The organism is Shimia sp. R9_2 (assembly GCF_017743735.1).
In the GTDB taxonomy this organism is placed as follows: domain Bacteria; phylum Pseudomonadota; class Alphaproteobacteria; order Rhodobacterales; family Rhodobacteraceae; genus Shimia.
The window spans coordinates 444,165-464,902 of sequence record NZ_JAGHRO010000002.1; the positions used below are offsets into that span (position 1 = coordinate 444,165).

At 58.2% G+C, this 20,738-nt stretch carries 21 protein-coding genes; 8 read left to right on the forward strand and 13 right to left on the reverse strand.

Annotated elements, in window-relative coordinates:
* Window positions 1-15: 15 nt before the first annotated feature.
* From J7400_RS06690 to J7400_RS06700, 3 genes are read right to left on the reverse strand one after another with little or no spacing between them, the layout of a single operon-like run.
* Complete coding sequence (locus J7400_RS06690) at window positions 16-828, reverse strand: hypothetical protein (RefSeq protein WP_209061062.1); 813 nt, start codon at window positions 826-828, stop codon at window positions 16-18.
* Window positions 828-2,339 carry a sugar phosphate nucleotidyltransferase gene (locus tag J7400_RS06695; RefSeq protein WP_209061064.1) on the reverse strand — a complete coding sequence of 504 codons (1,512 nt, stop codon included), beginning with the start codon at window positions 2,337-2,339 and terminating at the stop codon, window positions 828-830. Before J7400_RS06695 ends, J7400_RS06690 begins: the two co-directional genes overlap by 1 nt.
* Before the next feature lie 14 nt (window positions 2,340-2,353).
* The gene (locus J7400_RS06700; protein WP_209061072.1) at window positions 2,354-3,493 is read right to left on the reverse strand and encodes an acyltransferase; all 1,140 of its coding nucleotides are present in this window, start codon (window positions 3,491-3,493) and stop codon (window positions 2,354-2,356) included.
* Window positions 3,494-3,649: 156 nt separating this feature from the next.
* On the opposite strand from J7400_RS06700, the gene J7400_RS06705 reads away from it, so the two are divergent.
* Window positions 3,650-4,174 (forward strand): OmpA family protein, encoded by a 525-nt coding sequence (locus tag J7400_RS06705; protein ID WP_209061074.1) that lies wholly within the window; start codon window positions 3,650-3,652, stop codon window positions 4,172-4,174.
* Window positions 4,175-4,606: 432 nt separating this feature from the next.
* Complete coding sequence (locus J7400_RS06710; protein WP_209061076.1) at window positions 4,607-5,356, forward strand: family 16 glycosylhydrolase; 750 nt, start codon at window positions 4,607-4,609, stop codon at window positions 5,354-5,356.
* Between the two features lie 283 nt (window positions 5,357-5,639).
* Here the strand turns inward: J7400_RS06710 and J7400_RS06715 are convergent, their stop codons facing one another.
* Both J7400_RS06715 and J7400_RS06720 read right to left on the reverse strand, forming a co-directional pair.
* Window positions 5,640-7,418 carry a methyl-accepting chemotaxis protein gene (locus J7400_RS06715; protein WP_209061079.1) on the reverse strand — a complete coding sequence of 593 codons (1,779 nt, stop codon included), beginning with the start codon at window positions 7,416-7,418 and terminating at the stop codon, window positions 5,640-5,642.
* A gap of 252 nt (window positions 7,419-7,670) precedes the next feature.
* Entirely contained in the window at window positions 7,671-8,276 is a 606-nt protein-coding gene (locus tag J7400_RS06720) for a nicotinate-nucleotide adenylyltransferase (protein WP_348540129.1), read from the reverse strand.
* A 138-nt stretch (window positions 8,277-8,414) separates the two neighbouring features.
* Between J7400_RS06720 and J7400_RS06725 the strand changes: the two genes are divergently transcribed.
* The 3 genes from J7400_RS06725 to ettA all read left to right on the forward strand — a co-directional run bounded on the left by J7400_RS06725 (window position 8,415) and on the right by ettA (window position 12,024).
* Window positions 8,415-8,816, forward strand: a complete 402-nt coding sequence (locus J7400_RS06725) for a hypothetical protein (protein WP_209061081.1) — start codon at window positions 8,415-8,417, stop codon at window positions 8,814-8,816.
* Between the two features lie 69 nt (window positions 8,817-8,885).
* Window positions 8,886-10,286 carry a P-loop NTPase fold protein gene (locus J7400_RS06730; protein WP_209061089.1) on the forward strand — a complete coding sequence of 467 codons (1,401 nt, stop codon included), beginning with the start codon at window positions 8,886-8,888 and terminating at the stop codon, window positions 10,284-10,286.
* A 70-nt stretch (window positions 10,287-10,356) separates the two neighbouring features.
* On the forward strand, window positions 10,357-12,024 hold the full coding sequence (gene ettA, locus J7400_RS06735; protein WP_209061092.1) for an energy-dependent translational throttle protein EttA: 1,668 nt from the start codon (window positions 10,357-10,359) through the stop codon (window positions 12,022-12,024).
* Window positions 12,025-12,222: 198 nt separating this feature from the next.
* Here ettA and J7400_RS06740 read toward each other — a convergent pair whose 3' ends face one another.
* Window positions 12,223-13,293, reverse strand: coding sequence for a TIGR02594 family protein (locus tag J7400_RS06740; protein WP_209061094.1), 1,071 nt, complete (start codon window positions 13,291-13,293; stop codon window positions 12,223-12,225).
* Window positions 13,294-13,488: 195 nt separating this feature from the next.
* Here J7400_RS06740 and J7400_RS06745 point away from each other — a divergent pair, with 195 nt between their 5' ends.
* Together J7400_RS06745 and J7400_RS06750 are read left to right on the forward strand one after the other, a co-directional pair.
* The gene (locus tag J7400_RS06745; protein ID WP_209061096.1) at window positions 13,489-13,908 is read left to right on the forward strand and encodes a hypothetical protein; all 420 of its coding nucleotides are present in this window, start codon (window positions 13,489-13,491) and stop codon (window positions 13,906-13,908) included.
* Between the two features lie 116 nt (window positions 13,909-14,024).
* A complete protein-coding gene (locus J7400_RS06750; RefSeq protein WP_209061097.1) occupies window positions 14,025-14,240 on the forward strand; it encodes a hypothetical protein in 216 nt (71 codons plus the stop codon).
* Window positions 14,241-14,252: 12 nt separating this feature from the next.
* Here the strand turns inward: J7400_RS06750 and J7400_RS06755 are convergent, their stop codons facing one another.
* Window positions 14,253-14,696, reverse strand: coding sequence for a BrnA antitoxin family protein (locus J7400_RS06755; RefSeq protein WP_209061100.1), 444 nt, complete (start codon window positions 14,694-14,696; stop codon window positions 14,253-14,255).
* Between the two features lie 122 nt (window positions 14,697-14,818).
* On the reverse strand, window positions 14,819-15,226 hold the full coding sequence (locus J7400_RS06760) for an acyl-CoA thioesterase (RefSeq protein ID WP_209061102.1): 408 nt from the start codon (window positions 15,224-15,226) through the stop codon (window positions 14,819-14,821).
* Between the two features lie 84 nt (window positions 15,227-15,310).
* Between J7400_RS06760 and J7400_RS06765 the strand changes: the two genes are divergently transcribed.
* Window positions 15,311-16,459 carry a geranylgeranyl reductase family protein gene (locus tag J7400_RS06765; protein ID WP_209061104.1) on the forward strand — a complete coding sequence of 383 codons (1,149 nt, stop codon included), beginning with the start codon at window positions 15,311-15,313 and terminating at the stop codon, window positions 16,457-16,459.
* Between the two features lie 239 nt (window positions 16,460-16,698).
* On the opposite strand, the gene J7400_RS06770 is transcribed toward J7400_RS06765, so the two are convergent.
* The 5 genes from J7400_RS06770 to J7400_RS06790 are packed head-to-tail and all read right to left on the reverse strand — an operon-like array spanning window position 16,699 to window position 20,725.
* Complete coding sequence (locus J7400_RS06770; RefSeq protein WP_209061106.1) at window positions 16,699-17,688, reverse strand: ABC transporter substrate-binding protein; 990 nt, start codon at window positions 17,686-17,688, stop codon at window positions 16,699-16,701.
* A gap of 38 nt (window positions 17,689-17,726) precedes the next feature.
* The gene (locus tag J7400_RS06775) at window positions 17,727-18,572 is read right to left on the reverse strand and encodes an ABC transporter permease (protein ID WP_209061109.1); all 846 of its coding nucleotides are present in this window, start codon (window positions 18,570-18,572) and stop codon (window positions 17,727-17,729) included.
* On the reverse strand, window positions 18,569-19,501 hold the full coding sequence (locus J7400_RS06780) for an ABC transporter permease subunit (RefSeq protein WP_209061111.1): 933 nt from the start codon (window positions 19,499-19,501) through the stop codon (window positions 18,569-18,571). The genes J7400_RS06775 and J7400_RS06780 overlap by 4 nt, the downstream gene beginning before the upstream one ends.
* Window positions 19,498-19,929 carry a GNAT family N-acetyltransferase gene (locus J7400_RS06785; RefSeq protein WP_209061114.1) on the reverse strand — a complete coding sequence of 144 codons (432 nt, stop codon included), beginning with the start codon at window positions 19,927-19,929 and terminating at the stop codon, window positions 19,498-19,500. Before J7400_RS06785 ends, J7400_RS06780 begins: the two co-directional genes overlap by 4 nt.
* On the reverse strand, window positions 19,922-20,725 hold the full coding sequence (locus tag J7400_RS06790; protein ID WP_247738652.1) for an ABC transporter ATP-binding protein: 804 nt from the start codon (window positions 20,723-20,725) through the stop codon (window positions 19,922-19,924). The genes J7400_RS06785 and J7400_RS06790 overlap by 8 nt, the downstream gene beginning before the upstream one ends.
* Between the last annotated feature and the right edge of the window lie 13 nt (window positions 20,726-20,738).

Below are 20,738 nucleotides of genomic sequence, written 5' to 3' on the forward strand. Positions count from 1 at the left end.
ATCGTCTCTTGGGGCTCAGCGGCCATTGACCTTCTGATGGTCGCGCACAAAGGCCTCTGCCACGCGCAAAATGGCATCCCGTTCAGTGCCGCTGTGATCACGCGCGGAGGAGCCTGTGGAAAAGGACCAGACGCCAGCGGCGACCTTGATGCGCGGATCGCGGGTCAGCAGAACATCCTGAGAAAGAGAGGCAAACACCGAGTATTGGTAGTCACACAGGTCCTCCGGATCAGAAAACGAGAAATAGAGGTTCAGTGTGGGCTGCCCGTCAAGCGAAGGAAGCGCGTCTTTATCGACCACCTCTATCCCCGCGGCCTGCAGCTTGCGCACAAACGTCGTGTGCAGCGAAGGCCCGAAGTCTGCCGAAAACCCGGGGGGGGCTTTCAGCCCGGTCAAATCAAGATGCAGCGCGTCAACGCCGCGCAAAACCTCGCCCTTCTCAGATTTGGGCAAGGCCATGGGATCAAATCCAAGCGCCGCCTCGATCTGATTTTTGCGACATATGTTGGGAGCCTCGGCGTGATCTTTTGGCAGCTCGGCAGCTTTGTGCAGGCCACCTTGCAATCCGAACAACCGGTAAATGAAGCCGGTGTTGTTGGTGGTCAGGGGGCGGCTGGAATAGCTTTTGAGTTCAACGCATTGCGCACCGTTCGGACAATGGCGTCCAGCAAATTTGACCCTCTCCCACAACAGCCAGAACCGATCCTGCGTGAGTGCTGGATTTGAGACACCTACGCCTGACTGCGCGCTGGCGGGCTGCGCAAATGCGCCCCACAAGAGACAACTCAGCACCGCGGCGCATAAGACCGAACCGGACCACAGTCTCATCACAAGCTCCCGACACGCGGCAAGTCGACAGGGGCTTGCGCGACTTCGGCGTGGGTAACCCCTTCCATCGGCACAGCGCTTGTTGTGCCGCCATCTGCAAAGCGGTGGTCGATGGCCCAATCGGCCGAAACAATCATGTCGCTGAGCCAGGTCCCCAGGGCGACGGCAGTGTTCGGCATCAGGATCGAGCGCTGTACCAGCGCGCGGGGAGCGACCCTGGCGCCCGCGCCGACCACCGTGGGCCCGTCAAGTTTCGCGCCTGCCAAAACCTTTGCACCGGGGCCGATATAACAAGGCCCCACCACCACCGCGCGCGCAGACAGCTCCGCCCCCGGCGCCAGCCAGACATGGCGCCGCACCTCTTGGGCCTCAGGAGAGACGCCCGCGATCAAGCCGCGCAACGCTTTGGAGACAGCGGCGAAATAGTCCTTGGGGCAGCCGATATCGACCCAGTCAAATGGGGCCTCATACACCTGCAGCGCTGCGCCTGATTTCAAGATTTCCGGCAAAAGATGCTGCGCGATATCAAGCCCCTGCATAGACGCATCAGGTAAGGTAAAACGGGAGCTGAGATGGCGCAGCGCGCTGGGTTTCATGACATAGATGCCAGTGCTTGCCAGCCGTGATTGCGTTTGCTCCGACGCAGGCTTTTCCACAAAATGCGTGATGCGCCCGCGCGCATCTGCTTCAATGATCCCGTATTTATGCACCTCCTCATGCGGCACAGACGTGGCCGCCACCGTGACCTCCGCCCCGCTTGCGCGGTGCTGCGCCATCATCTCTGCAAGATCAATATTGATGATCGCATCCCCGCAGAAAACAAAGAAATCCTCTTCAAATGCAGCGCATTGCGCCTGCAACGCCAAAAGTGTGCCAGCAGAACCGAGCGGCGCAGGCTGCCAGCGCCGATTGACAAACTGCCCCTCGTTAAAGAACTGGATGCTGCGGTGGGCAGTGGTTTTGAAACGGGTATGAAACTGCGGCCCCAGATGACCCGGGTTGAGGATAAAATCCCGCAGGCCAAAACTCTCCAAATGCCGCATCACATGTTCAATCACCGGCTGCCCAAGCAGATCCACCAGCGGTTTTGGCGTGTCATGTGAAATTGGCGCCATCCGGCTGCCAGCGCCCGCAACAAGCAGCACCGATTTGACACCGGCCAACTGGCAGGCACGAAACGCGGGATGGGCCAAGGCCTCCTTGCGCGTGTCAAACAGGCTCAGAAGTGGCGCAATGCCAAGCTTGTGGATCTCGGCTTTCACAGCGGGTTGCGCGCCGAAAAAGGCAATGCTGCCGTTGGATTTGGTCGCGCTCTGAAACTCCAAAAGCGCTGCGAGGCCGGAGACAGCGGCGCGGCGCACCCCGCTTAGATCCACCAGATGGGCAAAACGCCCGCGCTCTTCCGCCGCCATCTGTGCCTTTCGCAGGGCGGCAAAATCGGCTGATGTCAAACGGCTTGTGGCCACTTTCATCACGGAAATCATGCCAAGGTCTTCGCTTGTGGTGAGCATGTTTGCCTCCTTGATCAAATCGGTTGTGAGCGCGCAGCACGCGAGATTTGGGGAAATCGACCCAGACCAATGGTCCATCCCAGCCATCGGGAGCGGCCAAGCAGCCAGACAAACCCAAGAGTCATCGGCAAGGTCCACAGGAACTCCACCCCGATCAACGCGATGGGTGGCAGGTGGCTGTCTTTCAATGCAACTTCTGCGAGGTCGAGAAAGATCGGGTGACACAGGTAGATGCCAAAGGTGTATTTCGCGACCTTGGAAATCCAACTTGGCCAAGCCCTGTGCCCCAGGCACATACATATAAACAGCAGCGCAATCGGCATCAGATAGTCGGCCCAAAAGCCCGGCGCATAGGCAAAATCCCATTGCCCTGTGACGATAACATCGGAAATCGCCACCAGTTTGAACGCAAAAAGCCCCACAGCAAAAAGCAGCACCGGCCCAAGCCACTCCTCGCGCTCAGGCGCTTCGGACCGCCGCCAGAGCCCCAAAATCGCGGCCGCCGCAAGCCCATAGCCGGTATAGGTCGCCACTTTGGCCAGTCGCACGATGTAAGGCAGGATATCCGCGCCCCAGAACATCTTGAAGATCACCGGGTCAAGCACCTGTTTCATCAGCAAAAACACCACTGCGAACAGGCCAAAAATCGGTGCTTTTTCCGCCGCGCGGTAGGCTGGGTAAAACAACAAAAGCGCAAACAGCGTTGGGATGAAATGCATGTGATACTTCACATTGCCCAGCAGCAGAAAACCAACCCAGCTTTGCCAGGCCGCAAGCTCCGCCCATTCGGGCGAAAAATACCCCAGCGCGTCAGCTTTGATCAGCCCATAAAACGCAAAGAAGACTGTCCAGAAAACGAACGGCACCAGCAGCCTGCGCGCCTGTTCCTTTATGGTCGCACCATAGCCGCGCGGACGGCACTCAAGCGCCATCAACAGCAGGAAGATCGAGATCATCAGAAAGAGCTCAGTGCGCGCAGTATAGAGCACCGCACGGATCAACATCGGGGCAACCCGTTCTGACGGCGTCGCATCCGGAAACGGCTGCCCATGGGCATCCGCCGTGACATGTAATCCAACCATTGAAAGCCCGGCAAAGAGACGCATCGCGTCAATCCACGTGTGCCGGTTGGCCAATTGACCTTCTGCAACCATGCAGCGCACCCATACAAACAAACAACAGGGTCCATACTGCCCAAGAGGCGTGAACAAAACATAAACATATGTAATTTCACCGCATGCGGCACCTATTTCGAGGATTTACAAAAATTCAACGACTTGTCGGGACAATTTATCCAAGGAGTGCTCGTTATGCGGTTGTTTGGTTATGTCTGCCTGTTGGCGGCGATTGGGTTTTGCTCACCTGTTCTGGCGATGAGTGAGTCAGAGATTTGCGCACAAATCATGCGGGAATATGGTGTGCGTGCGGATCAATGCGCCGATGCGCCCGATGCGCAGCCGCAGCGCGTTGTGACAACAGAGCTGTCAGCGGACATTCTGGAGAGCCATATTTTCTTCGCAAAAGGAGGCACCGCGCTGGATGGTGACGCGCGCTTGCAACTGGCCGCCCTGGCCGCGGTCCTCAATGCAGCGCCGATGCAAACCGCCTGTCTGCGCCTGATCGGCCATTCTGACACCAGCGGCGGCGCAAACGCCAATCAGGCCTTGGCGCTCAAACGCGCAGAGGTGGTGGCCGCCTCCCTCAGGGCCTCCATGGCGGATGGCAGCCGGATCAAAGAGGTCATTTCAATGGGGGAAAGCCAACCGCTGGACAGCCTGCCGGGGAGTTCCCCTCTGAACCGGCGTGTGGAAATCCGTGCCAAAACATGCCCCTAAGGCGCATGCAGGTGGGTCAAACGGATAGACCGTAACGTCCCCCTGCCCTTGCTCGCTGTCGTCCTAGGCAGCGCGAGGTAGCTCACCCCCTATTTGACGACCAGAAAGCTGACAAGGCAACCACAGCCACGGGCTTGAACCTTCGGCTGCGATCGCACACGCTGCACGACCGCGTCCTCAACCTGCCCCCTCAAATTAACCATAAATGTAAATTTCCCTTGCCAAGCACCGGCGCCCCCTCGGATATATTAAGGTTAACGATTATTAACCTTAATGCGGGGTGGAGACGGGGTGCGGATCTGGGGGCAACTGTATGCGTGGCTCAAAGCCGCATCGCGTCTCAGCGGCGCATATGCTGCCTCATCAACCGCAACGCCTTCCCTGCAAGCCCGCAGAGCCACCTGCTCTTCTGTTTCGCTCGGAGCCTTGCTGATGTCGCTGGCCTCCACCTCGCTACACGCAGCCGAGCCACCGGGCGACCCAGCCAACGGGTTTCAGGCCCGCTTTGAGGCCGCCGCGCCGCCCGACTGGCAAGTGGCGCACTATGCCTTTTCACATCCCATGTTTGACACCGATTGGTCCCGCGCAAATGTCGCCTTTAACAAGGGCCTTCATCTGACGCTGACGCCGCAAGCGGCCCGCGAAAACCGTTTTTCCGGCGGCTCCATCCGCCACACATCCCTCAGCCACTACGGGCGCTATGAGGCCACCATCCGGCCTGCCAAGGGCGGCGGTGTCGTGACCGGCTTCTTCACCTACACCGGCCCCTACTGCGGCGCGCGCCACGACGAAATCGACATCGAATTTCTGGGACAGGACACCACAACCATCAATCTCGCGTGGTTTGTGGACGGCCAACTCCATGACCGCAAAGTGCCTTTGGGGTTTGATGCGGCAGAGCGCGCAGCGCGCTATGCCTTTGAGTGGCATCCAGACCGGCTGCGGTGGTTCGCGGGGGATCATCTGTTGCTGGCGGTCACCGCAGAAGACGCCCCGCTACCTCAGGTCGCTGGCTACCTTTTTGCAAATCTCTGGGCGGTCGACAAAAGCCTGAAAGATTGGGCCGGTGAGGCGAAGGCGCAAACCACGGCGTCCGCCTTTGTGACCGACATCCGGTTTATCCCTTTGGCCCAGATTTCCAGCGTTCACACAGGCCGCAGCGACCTCAACGCCATGCGCTAAACCCTTTTAAAAGGGCGCTTTTCCGTAAAGCAGGTGGGTGGGGTCAAACCCCCAACCAACTGGTCGCACTCAGCACGACCACAGACAGCAGAACCAATGCAAAGAAGTGTTGAACTGACTTACTCATGACGTCGCTCCCATCCCCTTGGGGCCAAAAGACTCTCGCGAATCCAAGCTACCATAAGAGTCGCCCAGAGAGGTTAATTTGTTTGAAATTGTCTGCAATGAGCAAAAAAAGACCGGAACACATGGGCGCGTTCCGGTCTTTGATTTTTTTGAACGATCAGGCGGACTGGCGGAAGCTCAGGTCGCTCTCATCTTCGTCCCAGTCGTCCGTGTCAGAGGCTTCCTGCCGCGCCTCAATAGAGGACGGGCGGAAGCTCGCAACCAGCTCGGCCAATTCCCCGGCCGCCGCCTGCAGCGCCCGGCCCTGCGCGCTGGAGCGCTCCACAAGGCTTGCATTCTGCTGGGTCACCCGATCCAGATCCATCACACCGGAGTTGATCTCGGTGATCGCGGTGGACTGATCCCGCGAGCCTTCGGCAATCTGCACCGCCAGTTTGCTCACGTCTTCGATCTTCTTGATGATCTCTTCAATCGCCTTACCGGCCGCATCCACGAGATCCACACCAACCTGCACCTTGTCGGTGGAGTTGTCGATCAGCTCCTTGATTTCATTCGCACTGGTGGCCGAACGCAGCGCCAGCGAGCGCACCTCTGAGGCCACAACCGCAAAGCCACGGCCACTGTCCCCGGCACGTGCCGCCTCCACGCCGGCGTTCAACGCCAGCAGGTTGGTCTGGAAGGAGATGTCTTCGATCACGCGGTTGATTTCGGAGATCTTGCCTGCGGAATCTTCGATGTCCTGCATCGCGTCAACCGCACGTTTCACAATGTCTCCGCCGCGCAGCGCTTCGGCTTTGGTGGCATCCACCGTGGCCTCAACCGATTTGGTCTGGTTGGTGGCGTTCTGCACGCTTTCGGTGATCTGGCTGATCGCCGCCGCGGTTTCCTCAAGCGTCGCCGCCTGGCTCTCCGTGCGTTTGGAGAGGTTGTGCGTGCCCTCCGCCATCGAGCCGGTCTCTTCCTCGATCTGGGAGATCGTTGCCAGAACCCGGCCAATCACATCATCCAGCGCTTCCGCGGTTTTGTTGAAATCCGCGCGCAGCATTTCATAATCTTCGCCAACTTCCGCCGTGATCCGGTGACTCAGCAGGCCCTGCGCCAGATGGTTCAGACCATCCGCCAACTCGCCAACCACCTCGGTCTGCTCCCGTGCGGTGTTGCGGGATTGCTCTTCCAGGGTCTTGTTCGCCTTGATGGTCTGCACAAATTCCACCACCGCACGCGCCAGACGGCCCAGCTCATCCTTGCGTCGATCGCTCGGCACCTCGCCCTCGGTGTCGCCTTCCCGCAGGCTGTCGATGCGCTCGATGATGCCACCCAGCGGCAGAGTCACACTGGCCGCGATGATGTAAACGATAAAGGCCATCACCAGTACCATGGCGAGCCCCACAACCAGCGACTGCATGTAGAGCTGGTTCACAACGGCCACGACCCGGCTGTGGTCAAAGCCCATCACCATTTCGCCCACCAGCGTGCCATCGCTGTGGTGCACCGGGAATTTGATGTATTCAACGTCCCCAACAGACAGGCGGGCGCTTTCTGCTTCCAGCGCCAGAACCTCGGCAACGCCCTCGTCCCAGCCGGAAGTGTCCGCCCCGTCCAAGGCGATCTCCGCAAAGATCTCACCATCGACAAAGACTTTGGCAAACATCGCGTCTTCAATCTCAACGATGCCCGCGATTGCGCCTTCCGCGCCATCGGTGTTGAAATCCCAAACTGCCGCAGCCACAGGTGGCGCAACAAAGGTCTGCGCCATCACCACTTCGCTTTCAAACGCGTGCTGCAAGGTGCTGGTTTGCAAATTCATCCACCACACGGTGGAGCTGGTGAAGAAAACCACGATACAGCCGACAATGGGCAGCAGCAGCCGCCCCATGATCGAAAATCCCAAGAAACGGTCGAGCAGACGCGTCAGAAAGTTTACCAAATAGGCCATTGCCTCGATCCGCTAAGCGGCCCCCAGTTTGCCTCTGCCAGAGAGGTCATTGCCATAGTCTCAGGGGGGCATCTGTGCCTTTTTGGCGGGTGAGTGACCGCACTCATCTGCGCGCCACGGCGCTTTTGCGCACCAAGGGATCAGACGGTTTTGAGCACAAGACAGCCCTGTCCTGTTGCGCTCACCGTAGGAAAGTTGCGTTAACAGTTGCTTACAGAGGCTCGGGCAGAAAGATGGGTTTTGAACTAACGCTTAAGCCTCTGGCCAAGCACCATTTTTGCGCAGTTCAGTGGAGCTGATCGCGCGCATCGGCACATTGGCAAAGCCCCAGGCCGGCGCCGCTGAACGACTCAACAGCCGGTTTTCACGCGGCTTCAGGCGCGCCTTGCGAAACACCTGCGCCGCCTTGGCAGTGCGCGCTTCAATCCGGTCTCCGGGCCGCGCCAGCACGCCCACCGGCACCCGCGCCATGATCTCCTGCCAGTCTTTCCAGCGATGAAACTGTGCCAGATTATCCGCGCCCATCAGCCAGACAAACTGCGCCTGCGGCACGGCCTGCTGCAATCTGGCAATGGTTTCAGCTGTGTAGCGCGTGCCCGCCTGCGTCTCAAAATCGCTCACAAAAACCCGTGGATGCTGCATCAGAGCCTGCGCCGCAAACAAACGCCGCCCAAGCCCTGCCGGGCCGCGCGCCTTCAAGGGGTTTCCCGGGCTCACCAGCCACCAGACCTGATCCAGCTCGAAGCGTTTCATCGCCTCCAGCGTGATATGCACATGCCCCGCATGCGGCGGATCAAACGATCCCCCCAGCAGGCCAATGCGCTGGCCGCGCGCGACATATGGCAATCCGTAAGGCACCCCGCCTCCTGACCTTTTCCCGCCCCGGCTGTCAAGCCCGCCCGGCGCACCCGCGCGCCCCTGTCGCCTCCGTGAAGCCCCCCGTATTGCGCTGGCCGCGCACAGCCACTAACGTCGGCGAAAAAACTGAGGCACAGCATGACACCCAAAGCCGCCCTAGCCGCGCTCACCCTTCTGGCCGCCGCCACACCGGCACTGGCGCAGGACAAGAAATTTGTGGGCTACACGATCACCACGCAGTCACCGGACGTGCGCGGTGTGATGCTGCATGAGGGCTACAGCGTGAAACAGGTGATCGCCTTTGTTCAGAAAAGCTGTGGCGGCAAGATCGGCCCCTTTGCGCTGGCCACCAAGACCCACCGCAAGGGCGGCTTTACCCTGAAAAACTTCCGCACCACCTGCCCCGCAGGCCCCGCCGCCCGTTTTGACGGCACAGAGCGCCTCTCCGTTGAGCACGAACGCCTGCCCGACGGCCGCACGCTGACCGAGTATTTTTACATGAGCGCTGGCGAGAGCAAACGGCTGGTGGAGTTTGAGTAGAGGCGGATAACGCTGGACAATCGGGAAATCCAAACGCACCTATAAGGCGATTACCCCAAGGATTTCCCCATGGCGCGCCTCTACATTCCCGAACCCAAGATCAAGCTTTACGAAGACGGCTTTGAAGAACACGATAAGCTTGGTCGCAAGGCCACGGGCGACAAACTCTCCGATCTTGTCGAGCGCATAGACGACCCGCTGGTCATCGCGCTGGACGGTGCTTGGGGCTCCGGCAAATCGGTGTTCCTGAAATGCTGGGTTGGTCAGCATCTCAAGCGCGAGGGCAACACCACGCAGACGGTCTATTTTGATGCGTTTCAACACGATTATCTCGATGATCCATTGATTGCATTGACCAGCGCAATCTCGGAGCGCATCGAACGTGACCCAGAAAGCAAATCAGCCAAAGCGTGGCGCATCGCAAAGAACGCCGCGCCTTTCCTAGGCAAAGCCGCGCTCCGGCTCGGCACCGCTGCACTTGTGGGCAAAGCAATCTCTTTGACCGGAGACGAGGATGGCGCTCTCAATGACATTGGCGACAAGCTCTCAGAGGAAGGCGGCGACATCGCCAAATCGCTGGATGACTTTTGGAAAAAAGAAGACGGCAAACGCGCCGCAATGGAAGCTTTCCGGAGCGCGCTTGTCCAGCTTACTGCCCCTGATGAGCAAGGGTCGCCAACTCAAAAGCTGGTCATCGTCATTGACGAATTAGACCGCTGTCGCCCCGACTACGCACTCTCGGTGTTGGAAATAATCAAGCATTTCTTCAACGTAGATGGTGTGCATTTTGTCTTGGGAACCAACCTACTGGAACTCGCAAATTCAGTGAGGTCACGATATGGCTCTGGCTCGAATGCCGAAGGTTATCTCGGTAAATTCATCACTCTCAGCATGCGCCTTAACAACGCCAATAAACACGTTGGTTTAAAACCTTTATTGCAGTTTTCGAAAAATGCAAAAGAAGAGATGGGTTTAGCAGGCAACCCATTGGCCGAAGCACTTGACGTCTATCTGGAGTTACCTCGATTAAACCAAAGTCTCTCACTTAGGGATATTGAAAGGCTCTATTCGCATTGTTCAGTACTACACCCTTTCGACACAGCTTGGGGTGGCGCCTTGTCAAACTGGATGTTGGCGGGGCTAATTATTCTAAAGCATCAATCATCTAAAGAGTTTCGAGCATTGTGTCTTGGGAACACAAGACAAATAGGGCTTCTTGAGACGCTAGGCTTCGACAAACTTTCTTTTCCCAACAGAGATCCTCACCGCGTCGAAAGGCATCAACTACTTAGTGAATTTTGGAACTACATCTTCAATGATGGCTTTCGGGCCGACCAAGAGTGGGTGAATGAACGCCACAAACAATTCATGCCCGACGACTTAAACAGAGGCAGCATGCACTCAGTGGTACTTGAAACAGCTCGGAATAAGCTCGGCGAAGTTGAGGTGGTTCCTTTCGGCGATGACTAGCGATTGCCCCCGCCCCCGCCCTCCGCTATCACACGCTCTAACGTGATTTTGGCGAACGGAGTCGGCTCCCATGGCATCTTATCAATATGTCTACCACATGCAGGGTGTGTCCAAGACCTACCCCGGTGGTAAAAAATGTTTTGAAAACATCCACCTGTCCTTCCTTCCGGGCGTGAAAATCGGTGTGGTCGGCGTCAACGGCGCCGGTAAATCCACCCTGATGAAGATCATGGCCGGTCTCGACAAAGACTTCACCGGTGAGGCGTGGTCCGCCGAGGGTGCCAAAGTGGGCTACCTGCCACAGGAGCCGCAGCTGGATGAAAGCCTCTCCGTGCGTGAAAACGTCATGCTGGGTGTGAAGGAAAAGAAAGACAAGGTTGATCGGTTCAACGCCATCGCCATCGAAATGGCGGAAAACTACACCGACGAGCTGATGGAAGAGATGACCGTCCTTCAGGACGCCATCGACAGCGAAAACCTCTGGGATCTGGACAGCCAAGTCGACATCTCCATGGAGGCCCTGCGCTGCCCGCCCGATGACGCCAATATCGCCGATCTCTCCGGTGGTGAGAAACGCCGTGTCGCGCTCTGCAAACTGCTGCTGGAAGCACCCGACATGCTGCTCTTGGACGAACCGACCAACCACCTGGATGCGGAAACCATCGCCTGGCTGCAACAGCACCTGATCGACTACAAAGGCACCATCCTCTGCGTCACTCACGACCGTTACTTCCTGGATGACATCACCGGCTGGATCCTCGAACTCGACCGTGGCCGCGGCATCCCTTACGAGGGCAACTACTCCGCATGGCTGGAGCAAAAGGCCAAACGTCTGGAGCAGGAAGCCCGCGAAGACAAATCCAAGCAGAAAACGCTGGAGCGCGAACTTGAGTGGATGCGTCAGGGCCAGAAAGCCCGTCAGGCCAAATCCAAAGCGCGTATCGCCGCTTATAACGATCTGGCCAGCCAGTCTGAGCGCGAGAAAATCACCCGTGCGCAGATCGTCATTCCAAACGGCCCGCGCCTTGGCTCCAAGGTCATCGAGGTCAACGGGCTGTCCAAGCACTTTGGCGACAAGCAGCTCATTGAAAACCTCGAATTCTCCCTGCCTCCGGGTGGTATTGTTGGCGTGATCGGCCCTAACGGCGCCGGTAAATCCACGCTCTTCAAGATGCTCACCGGTCAGGAACAGCCAGATGAGGGCACCGTGGAATACGGTGACACCGTGAAGCTCAGCTATGTGGACCAGTCCCGCGATGATCTGAACGACAAAGACACCGTCTGGGAAGCGATCTCCGGCGGCGCCGAAATCATCGAGCTTGGTGATGCGCAGGTCAACTCCCGCGCCTATTGCTCCTCGTTCAACTTCAAAGGCGGCGATCAGCAGAAACCCCTGAACCTGCTGTCCGGTGGGGAACGCAACCGTGTGCACATGGCGCGTCTCTTGAAAGAAGGCGGCAACGTACTTCTGCTCGACGAACCCACCAACGACCTGGACGTGGAAACCCTCCGCGCGCTCGAAGACGCGCTGGTAGATTTCGCCGGCTGCGCCGTGGTCATCTCCCACGACCGCTTCTTCCTCGACCGCATCTGTACCCACATCCTCGCCTTCGAAGGCGACGCCCACGTGGAATGGTTCGAAGGCAACTTCGAAGACTACGAAGAAGACAAAAAACGCCGTCTGGGTCCAGACGCCCTGGAACCCAAGCGCCTCAAGCATAAGAAATTTACAAGGTAAGTGTTTGACGCAGTCAAACACTTACAGCGCGTGCCAGGGTTTTGGCGCAGCCAATAACCCGTACGCGCCCCGGTGAGACGGCACAAAAACGCTGATTGACCAAAACAAAAAACAACAAAGGTGCGCGGCAACCGCGCACCCTATTCTGTCTAAAACTCATTTGTGTAACCGATACTCCGCACGAACAATGGTTTAATCTCAATCTCGAACGGCTCGGAATTCGAGTAAACGACTCCGCGGGTAACGCCTTATATTAACCCCATTACTTTGGTTTCCCCCAAGAATATGATAGTGTGTCTCGTCGTGCCCCACATAAAACCCAACATGACCTTTCCAACTTTGGCGATTTTCTCTCCAGAAAATGGCGATATCACCAACCTGCGGATCATCGGTTGAACTACCAAACTCAAGCCAGCTGCGATTTCCAAGTGGGATGTTGGGTAACTTCCCTTTGCCGGATTGAGCAACGACCCATGCAACAAATAGCCCACTCCATGGAATGTCATCGCCGGTGTAATCCAAATCTAGAAATTGCGCGTATCCCATTATTCTGGGGTTATTTTGGGGGCCAGCGACTTCTCTGACACCCAATTCCTCACTAGCGATGCAGTGCCAAATTGCATTTGCTTTTGAATATTTCTTCCGGCAGCTCTCCGACTTTGGTGTAAGGATCGAGGAATTGCCAGAGCCACTAGTTTCTACAGATTCTTGCTCCCCCTTTGACTTCACTACACTTCGATTTCGCTCAACATATCCAATTTCTTTATGGGACCATTCAAGCTTTCGCTCTAGTTCCGCTAGCTCGATCTGCTGACTAACGGATAGGGCATCTAAGGCGATTAACTTACGTAGTTGCCTCTCCAGTTCGTGAATTTGTAGTTTTTTTTCACTTCTCTGCTTCTCCAAGTGCTCTTCATATCTATGCCAAGGCGTACTTTGTCCTGTACTGAGAGTCTTAGAAAGGTAGCTTGCGAATCTCAAACGTAGCTCGATATCCTGATTGAGAGCCGTGTCCATGAAAGCGCGTCGTGTCTCGTATTGAAATTTTTCTCTTTCGAATTCAGCTTGTGCTCTAAGCCGTTGTTTTTCAAGGTTCACGCTCCAAAACTCAATTGCGCCGGGAACCAAAACACTTAAAATCCCCACCGCCGCAGTGCCCCAAACAACCTTCAATAGGCTGATTTTAGCTTCGTACTTGCGCAGTCCAATCTCTTCTTGAGTTAGCCGGTCCGCATCGAGTTTTTGCTCATTCGTCTTGCTATCAACCATAAAAATAGATCACTCTTAACTAGCCACTCGCCAAACATATCATGACTTTTAATATTTAAAAAAAGGCTGGTGGTACTGCGCACCACGCGCCCGCGCCCCAAAACACACCCCATCACACCCCCGCCATCCCTCTGTAACAACCCTTCCCCGCATCCCCGCGCATCCCCAACTCCATACCAACATTGGAGACACACCATGCGCCACCTGATCCCTGCCCTCGCCGCCACCCTCCTCATGGCCGTGCTCATCCTTGTCGATGTGGCCCGCCCGCTCGGCGCCCATCCGTGGTGGAGCCAGCAGACCCTACTGATTGGCGCGCCCCTTGGCCTGCTGCTGGCCACCTTGGCGGGCCTGCGCCTCAACACGCTCCCGCTGACTGTCGCTTTCCTGCTCGCCACAGCGCTTGCCTTTGGGGCCGCAAAATACGGTCAGCTCCAGTTTGCGGCCTCTTATGCCGAAGACCAACTCGCCGGGCAGCTCTGGCATTTTGGCTGGATCGCCACCGGCCTTTTTACCGCCGCAACCCTGACTGCAGCCGCCGCCACGCTGATCGACACCTGGGCTGCAACAATCCGCTCATCCGCCAACCCATTGCGTAAAATAAGGAAAATCTGACGCTCCTAAAACTTGGGCAAATTTGCGCCGACCGGAAAAATCAAAGCCCTTGCCAGGCCCTACTTCCGCCCTATTTAACCGAAATAATGACGAGGCACACCGTGATAGGACACCCCATGGCACTCGCAGTTTTCATACCCGGAAGTATCGCAGGTTTCATTATTGGCCTGATCCAGGTGTTTGTGCTGGGAGCAGGTGTCTGGACCGGCATCGCCACCTATTTCGGCTTTTCTCTGGGCTTCCCGCTGGCGGTGTTTGCCCTGACCTATCTGGCCTGTGCCCTGCGCCGCTCCGAAGACGAACGCGAAGAGATCACGCTGCACAAAGCCTGATTTCGCCACCACTCACGGCGCGTTCGTTTCCGGCCCAGCTGACTGCGGCCCCAACAGCTGGCTTTGCACCGCCTCTGTACTGCCGCTTTGCTCGTCCATCGCCGCATCAATATGCAGCTCTTCGGCGATCTTCATCTGCGCCCAGGTCGCCAACAGCCGATTGATGCGCGCCTGATAGCCTTTGCCCATCGCCCGATAAAACCGCGCCACGGATTTATCGAGGTACAGCGTCACCTTTTCCTTGCGCTCCTGAACCTCCAGATCCTGCTCCAGATGATGCCACGCCTCCGGCACCGCCTCCCGCAGGGCCGAGGTGACCCAGCTTTCCGTGGTCAGCATCAAGAGGTTCCGCCCTAATGCCGCCCGCGCCTGTCGCTGCGCCTTGGTGCCTTTGATCACCGCGCTTTGGGCGGCGCGGCGGCTGGGCCGATGTGGCGGGCGGATCTCTTCTGACATGGCGCTCTCCTTTGCGCCCATGTCAGCGCCAAGCCTTTAACGCGCGGCCAATCCACCGTGCGCCGCCCGTTGCCACCCCGCCTTCACGCGGCAAACGCCCATGTCTCAGATGGAAGCGCCACTCAGGCACCCGGCCAAGATGTCTCCTCTTCAGGCACAGGCCGTGGATTGCCATCCTCGTCAATCGCCACATAGGTAAAGACCGCCTCCGTCACCTTTTCCGAAATCCCCTGCCGGTGACGCACCGCCCAGGCTTCAATCTTGATCGCCATAGAGCTGCGGCCAACCCGCTCGACCCAGGCCCAGACACAAAGGATATCCCCCACCCCGACCGGCCGGATAAATTTCATCGCATCCACCGCCACCGTGGTCACACGGCCCTTGGCCCGCTGCGCCGCGATGATCCCGCTCGCGATGTCCATCTGGCTTAACACCCAGCCGCCAAAGATGTCCCCATTCACATTCACATCCGCCGGCATCGCCAGCACCCGCAATGTCGCTTCGCCTGCGGGCTGTTTCTCTTCGGTCATGGGCTGGTCCTTTCACTTGCTGCGCCACCGTATCCATCTGGCCTCGGAGGGAAAAGCTGATAGAAGCAAACCGAGGGATAAAGCATGACAGAGTTTGACATCATCATCATTGGTGCCGGTCCGGCAGGCAGTGCGGCGGCCGCTTGGGCTGCCGGACAAGGCTTGCGGGTGGCCTTGGTGGACAAGTCGCGTTTTCCACGCAGCAAACTCTGTGGCGGCCTCTTCACAGAGCGCAGCCGCAGCTATTTCCGCGAGATTTTTGGGCAAGAGCCTGACCTGTCCCAAGCGGTCACCCGCCACAACTGCGCCCTCTGGTATGAGGGCAAAGAGCTGGCCAAGCTCGAAGGCATCCCGCCCCTGCATCTGACCATGCGGCTGGACATTGACGCGCAGATGTTTGGCCATGCGCTGGCTGCGGGCGCGCAGGATTTCACCGGCCGTCCTGTGGCGACGCTCACCGACAGCTCCGTGACCTTCCGCGATGGCGAGACCCTGACCTGCCGCGTGCTGATCGGCGCGGATGGAGTCAGCTCGATTGTCGCCAAACACCTCTTTGGCGCGGCTTTTGACACCCAGACCATCGGCTTTGGGCTTGAAATCGAGGCCCCGCTGGCGTTGCAAGACCCGCAAACCCAGCCCCTGCGCATTGATTTTGCAGCCGCCCAGTGGGGCTATGGCTGGTCCTTCCCCAAACAGGGCTCCACCACCGTGGGCATCGGCGGTCTGAGGGCTGAGAACCCGGATATGAAGGCGCAGATGGCCGCCTATCTCACCACCTTGGGCCTGCCGACCGATGCTGCGAAGGTCAAAGGCCACCACCTGCCTTTTGGCGATTTTCGCCCCCACCCCGGGCGCGCCTCTGTGCTGCTGGCCGGAGACGCCGCCGGGCTGGTGGATCCGATCACCGGTGAGGGCATCGCTTTCGCCATGAAAAGCGGCCAACTCGCTGCACAGGCCGCCTGCGACGCTCTTGCGGCACAGGTGCCGGACACCGCACTGGTCCGCTATAAAAAAGCGCTCAAGGACATGCACCGCAACCTGCGCATCGCCCGCGCCCTGCGCCATGTGATCTTTGGCCCACGCTGGCAGAAGACGCTTATGGCCAGCTTCCGCCGCTCCGGCACCATGCGGATGATGTATATGCAGCTGCTGGCCGGTCAGGTGGAATACCCCGAGCTCGCCCGCCGTCTGCTGCTCCGCCTGCCCAAATATCTGCTCAGACGCATCCGCTAGATCATCGCCCCACAACTCTACAACGACTGTAACGGGTCACATAGACCAGCCCCCGACCCTGGGTGGGGGTGAAGCCCCCTCCCTTGGGGAGGGCCCGTAAAGATGAGGTGGGGCTGGTCGGCTTCGCCTCCTGCGCCTAGGCGGAGACCAAGCGCTTCAGACTTTCAGGACGATCCCATAAAACGCAAAAAAGGCCGGGGTCACCCCGGCCTTCCTCATTCACAACGCTCTGGAATCAATCACTTCAGCGCTTTGTCGGTGATGGCGTGGGTCCAGGCGCCTTCTGGGGTCGCGGTGATCACCGGATCAGAGCCACCAGACATCAGACTTGCCACCGTGCGCTCATAGTCCGCCGGATCAAGCGCGCCGTTGGAGCCCGCGGTCAGCTTGGCAATCTCGCCCATCATACGCACCTGATGCTCTTCGGTCTGTGCACCGGTTTCGTCATACTCCAGCACGATCATCGCCGCGTCTTCAGGATTCTCCTCGGCCCACTTCCAGCCCTTCATGGACGCGCGCACAAAACGCACCATCTTGTCCTCAAAGGCCGGATCGGCAAGGTTCTCTTCCAGCGCATAAAGCCCGTCTTCCAGCGTCGCCACACCCTGATCTTCGTATTTGAACGTGGTCAGATCATCCGGGGTCAGGCCCGCATCAATCACCTGCCAGTATTCATTGTAGGTCATGGTGGACACACAGGCCGCCTGACCGTTCAGGATCGGATCCACGTTAAAGCCCTGCTTGAGCACCTCAACACCGGCGTCGCCGCCATCGGTGCTCAGCTCCAGCTGCGACATCCAGCTCAGGAAGGGGAACTCGTTGCCAAAGAACCAAACGCCCAGCGTCTTGCCGGCAAAATCATCGGTGGTCGCCACGCCCGCATCCTTGCGGCAGGTCAGCATCATACCCGAGGATTTGAACGGCTGCGCGATGTTCACCATCGGCAAGCCTTTTTCACGGGCCGCCAGCGCCGCAGGCATCCACTCCACGGTCACGTCCGCGCCGCCACCGGCCAGTACCTGTGTTGGCGCAATGTCCGGGCCACCCGGCTTGATGGTCACATTCAGGTCTTCGTCCGAGTAAAACCCGTTTTCCAGCGCCACATAGTAGCCCGCAAATTGGGATTGGGTCACCCATTTCAGCTGAAGGGTCACATCATCTGCGGCCAGTGCGGCAGACCCCAGCAGGGAAAAGGCCGCAGCCGTAAGAGAGGAAGTCGAGAGTTTCATGCAAGTTTCTCCTTGTTGAATATCATTTGGGTTGTTGTTCAACCTCTTTGTGATGGGTGCCAGAAGGTCACCCGTTTTTCGATCCATGCGACAACCCCGTAAAAGGCGCTGCCCACAAGTGCTGAGACAAAAATCTCAGCCCAGACCAAATCTATTGAAAGACTGCCAACGCCGGTCGAGATACGAAACCCCATGCCCCGCGTGGGCGAACCAAAATACTCCGCAACAATGGCACCGATCAAAGCAAGGGTTGTGGCAATCTTCAACCCATTGAAAATAAAAGGCAGTGCGGCAGGAATACGCAGCTTCAGTAACGTCTGGAAATAACCCGCCGCATAGGTGCGCATCAGATCCCGCTGCATCGCGTCCGTGGCGCGCAAGCCCTGCACGGTGTTCACCAGAATGGGAAAGAACACCATCACCACCACAACGGCCGCTTTGGAGTGCCAGTCAAAGCCGAACCAGTTCACCAGAATTGGGGCCACGCCAACAATCGGCAAAGCGGCGACAAAATTGCCGATCGGCAGCAGACCACGGGTCAGAAACGCGCTCCGGTCAATCAGCAGCGCCGCAACAAAGGCCGCCGCCGCCCCCATCAGAAAGCCACGCAAAGCGCCTTTCACAACGGTCTGTACAAAATCCACCCACAGAAGGTCCGTGGATTGGGCAAATACCACCATCACCTGGCTGGGCGGCGGCAGGATCACCTGGCTGACCCCAAAGCCGCGCACAAGGCATTCCCAGAGCACCAGAATGGTGATCCCAAACAGCACCGGCACCGAGATGCGCACCGCCGTCATACCTGCATAAGCCGAGTTTGCGAGCCAAACATTGGTGCGCCAGGCAGCCGCCCAAAACACCAGCATTGCAACAATCCAGATCATGAGTTGAACCCCATCTTGCGCAGCGTGACCCGCTGGGTGATGTCAATCAAGGTGACCAGAATACCGGCCAGCACAGCGGCACAGACCAGCGCCGACCAGATCGCCAGCGGCGTGCCAAACTGATCCCCGATCAGGATGCGCGCACCCAACCCACTGATCGCACCGGTTGGCAGCTCGCCCACAATCGTACCCACCAAAGCGGCGGCAATGCCTACCTTCAGCGCGGTGAAAAGATAAGGCACACTTGCCGGCAGGCGCAGCTTCAGAAAGCTCTGCAACCCACTGGTGTTATAGGTTTTTAAGAGATCCAGCTGCTCGCCCGTCGGAGAGCGCAAGCCTTTGACCATGGACACCAGCACCGGGAAGAAACACAGGTAAGCCGAGATGATCGCCTTGGGCACTCCGCGCCCTTCAATGCCAACCTGATTGGAAACCACAATGATCATCGGCGCCAGCGCCACAATCGGCACGGTCTGGCTGATGATCGCCCAAGGCATCACGCTCATGTCCACCACACGGCTGTAGACAATTGCTACTGCGCCTAGAATGCCCACGGTGGTGCCCAGTAGGAAGCCCCAGAGCGTGGACTGCAAGGTGACCCAGGCGTGATAGATCAGCGAGCGTTTGGACCAGGTCCGCCCTTTGGCCATCATCGCGCCTGTGGTCTTCCACAGCTCCTTGCCCACCTGCGCCGGTGTCGGCAGTCGTGGACGTTTCAGATCATAGCCCGCAGCCACCAGCGACGGGTTGTCGAGCATCAGCTTAAAGACCGACACATCGCGGCGTTCCACCGAGCCTTCCGGCACCACAACCGCGCCGCCCCGTTCGGCAATATCCAGCGCCGGGCGCACATTCATCGGCGCCACCGCCAGCCACCAGATGCCCACAATCGCGGCCAGTACGGTCAAAATCGGAAGAAGATTTCTCATCGCTGCCACTCCATCCGCACTTCGCGCACCGTGTTTGGCGGCTCCGCATCATGGCGGCTCACCTCGACAAACCCTTCGCGTTTGTAGAACTTCTGCGCTTTCAGGTTTGGCTCATGGGTGGTGAGCCAGAGGAAATCACGCCCCTCTTTCACCTTGTCCATCAGCGCTTTGCCCAGCCCCTGCCCGCTCTTGCGGCAATAGAGCCCGCCGACACGGGTGGCTTTGGGATCATAGGAGAGATAGCCCTCAATCGGTTCCCCCGCGACCCACATCTCCCGCTCAGGCATGGCCTCACGGATAAACCCGGAGATTTCCTCCGGCCCGTAAGGCGAGGTCATCCACTCCGTCGCGGCCTCCCAGTCACAGACAATCTGCGCCATGGCCCCGACATCCTCAGGCGTCGCCCGTCTGATGTGAAGCTCAGTCATTTTCATGCCCCGCCCGCAGGCCATCGCGCACACGATGGGAAATCTCGATGAACTCTGGGCTGTCGCGAATGTCGAGCGGCCGCTCTTTGGGCAACGTGCTCTCAATCACATCATGAATGCGCCCCGGACGCGGGCTCATCACCACAATCTTAGTCGACAGATAGACCGCCTCAGGAATGGAGTGCGTCACAAAACCAATGGTCTTATTGGTACGCGCCCACAGCTCCAAAAGCTGCTCATTCAGGTGATCGCGCACAATCTCATCAAGCGCCCCAAACGGCTCATCCATCAACAGGATATCGGCGTGAAACGCCAGCGCGCGCGCAATGCTGGCCCGCTGCTGCATCCCGCCGGAGAGCTGCCAGGGGAACTTCTTCTCAAAGCCCTCCAGATGCACCAGCTCCAGCACCTCTTTCACGGACTTGTCCTGCTCGGCCTTGTCCACGCCCATGATCTCCAGCGGCAGGCGAATGTTGCCGCCAATGGTGCGCCACGGATAAAGCCCCGCATGCTGGAACACATAGCCATAGGCGCGGCTCTTGCGCGCCTCTTCAGGGCTCACCCCATTGACGGTGATCTCCCCCGCCGTGGGCTGTTCCAGATCGGCCATACAGCGCAGAAACGTGGTCTTCCCGCAGCCCGAAGGCCCGATGAAAGAGACAAAATCCCCCTTTTTGATATCAAGGTTCACATCCTTGAGCGCATGCACCGGACCATCGTTGGTCTCAAAGGTCAGGCTCAGGTTCTTGGCGCTGATCACGGTTGACACACCGTTCTCCCCATCTGTCATAGTCATATCATTATTGCCT

Excerpts from the sequence above, each read along its gene's own strand:
- J7400_RS06790 (WP_247738652.1), bottom strand. The coding sequence starts at position 20,725 with ATGACTATGACAGATGGGGAGAACGGTGTGTCAACCGTGATCAGCGCC.
- J7400_RS06740 (WP_209061094.1), bottom strand. The coding sequence starts at position 13,293 with ATGGTTGATAGCAAGACGAATGAGCAAAAACTCGATGCGGACCGGCTA.
- J7400_RS06695 (WP_209061064.1), bottom strand. The coding sequence starts at position 2,339 with ATGCTCACCACAAGCGAAGACCTTGGCATGATTTCCGTGATGAAAGTG.
- J7400_RS06775 (WP_209061109.1), bottom strand. The coding sequence starts at position 18,572 with ATGATCTGGATTGTTGCAATGCTGGTGTTTTGGGCGGCTGCCTGGCGC.
- J7400_RS06700 (WP_209061072.1), bottom strand. The coding sequence starts at position 3,493 with ATGGTTGCAGAAGGTCAATTGGCCAACCGGCACACGTGGATTGACGCG.
- J7400_RS06770 (WP_209061106.1), bottom strand. The coding sequence starts at position 17,688 with ATGAAACTCTCGACTTCCTCTCTTACGGCTGCGGCCTTTTCCCTGCTG.
- J7400_RS06755 (WP_209061100.1), bottom strand. The coding sequence starts at position 14,696 with ATGTCAGAAGAGATCCGCCCGCCACATCGGCCCAGCCGCCGCGCCGCC.
- J7400_RS06705 (WP_209061074.1), top strand. The coding sequence starts at position 3,650 with ATGCGGTTGTTTGGTTATGTCTGCCTGTTGGCGGCGATTGGGTTTTGC.
- J7400_RS06715 (WP_209061079.1), bottom strand. The coding sequence starts at position 7,418 with ATGGCCTATTTGGTAAACTTTCTGACGCGTCTGCTCGACCGTTTCTTG.
- J7400_RS06690 (WP_209061062.1), bottom strand. The coding sequence starts at position 828 with ATGAGACTGTGGTCCGGTTCGGTCTTATGCGCCGCGGTGCTGAGTTGT.
- ettA (WP_209061092.1), top strand. The coding sequence starts at position 10,357 with ATGGCATCTTATCAATATGTCTACCACATGCAGGGTGTGTCCAAGACC.
- J7400_RS06745 (WP_209061096.1), top strand. The coding sequence starts at position 13,489 with ATGCGCCACCTGATCCCTGCCCTCGCCGCCACCCTCCTCATGGCCGTG.
- J7400_RS06765 (WP_209061104.1), top strand. The coding sequence starts at position 15,311 with ATGACAGAGTTTGACATCATCATCATTGGTGCCGGTCCGGCAGGCAGT.
- J7400_RS06785 (WP_209061114.1), bottom strand. The coding sequence starts at position 19,929 with ATGACTGAGCTTCACATCAGACGGGCGACGCCTGAGGATGTCGGGGCC.
- J7400_RS06780 (WP_209061111.1), bottom strand. The coding sequence starts at position 19,501 with ATGAGAAATCTTCTTCCGATTTTGACCGTACTGGCCGCGATTGTGGGC.
- J7400_RS06725 (WP_209061081.1), top strand. The coding sequence starts at position 8,415 with ATGACACCCAAAGCCGCCCTAGCCGCGCTCACCCTTCTGGCCGCCGCC.
- J7400_RS06710 (WP_209061076.1), top strand. The coding sequence starts at position 4,607 with ATGTCGCTGGCCTCCACCTCGCTACACGCAGCCGAGCCACCGGGCGAC.
- J7400_RS06730 (WP_209061089.1), top strand. The coding sequence starts at position 8,886 with ATGGCGCGCCTCTACATTCCCGAACCCAAGATCAAGCTTTACGAAGAC.
- J7400_RS06760 (WP_209061102.1), bottom strand. The coding sequence starts at position 15,226 with ATGACCGAAGAGAAACAGCCCGCAGGCGAAGCGACATTGCGGGTGCTG.
- J7400_RS06750 (WP_209061097.1), top strand. The coding sequence starts at position 14,025 with ATGGCACTCGCAGTTTTCATACCCGGAAGTATCGCAGGTTTCATTATT.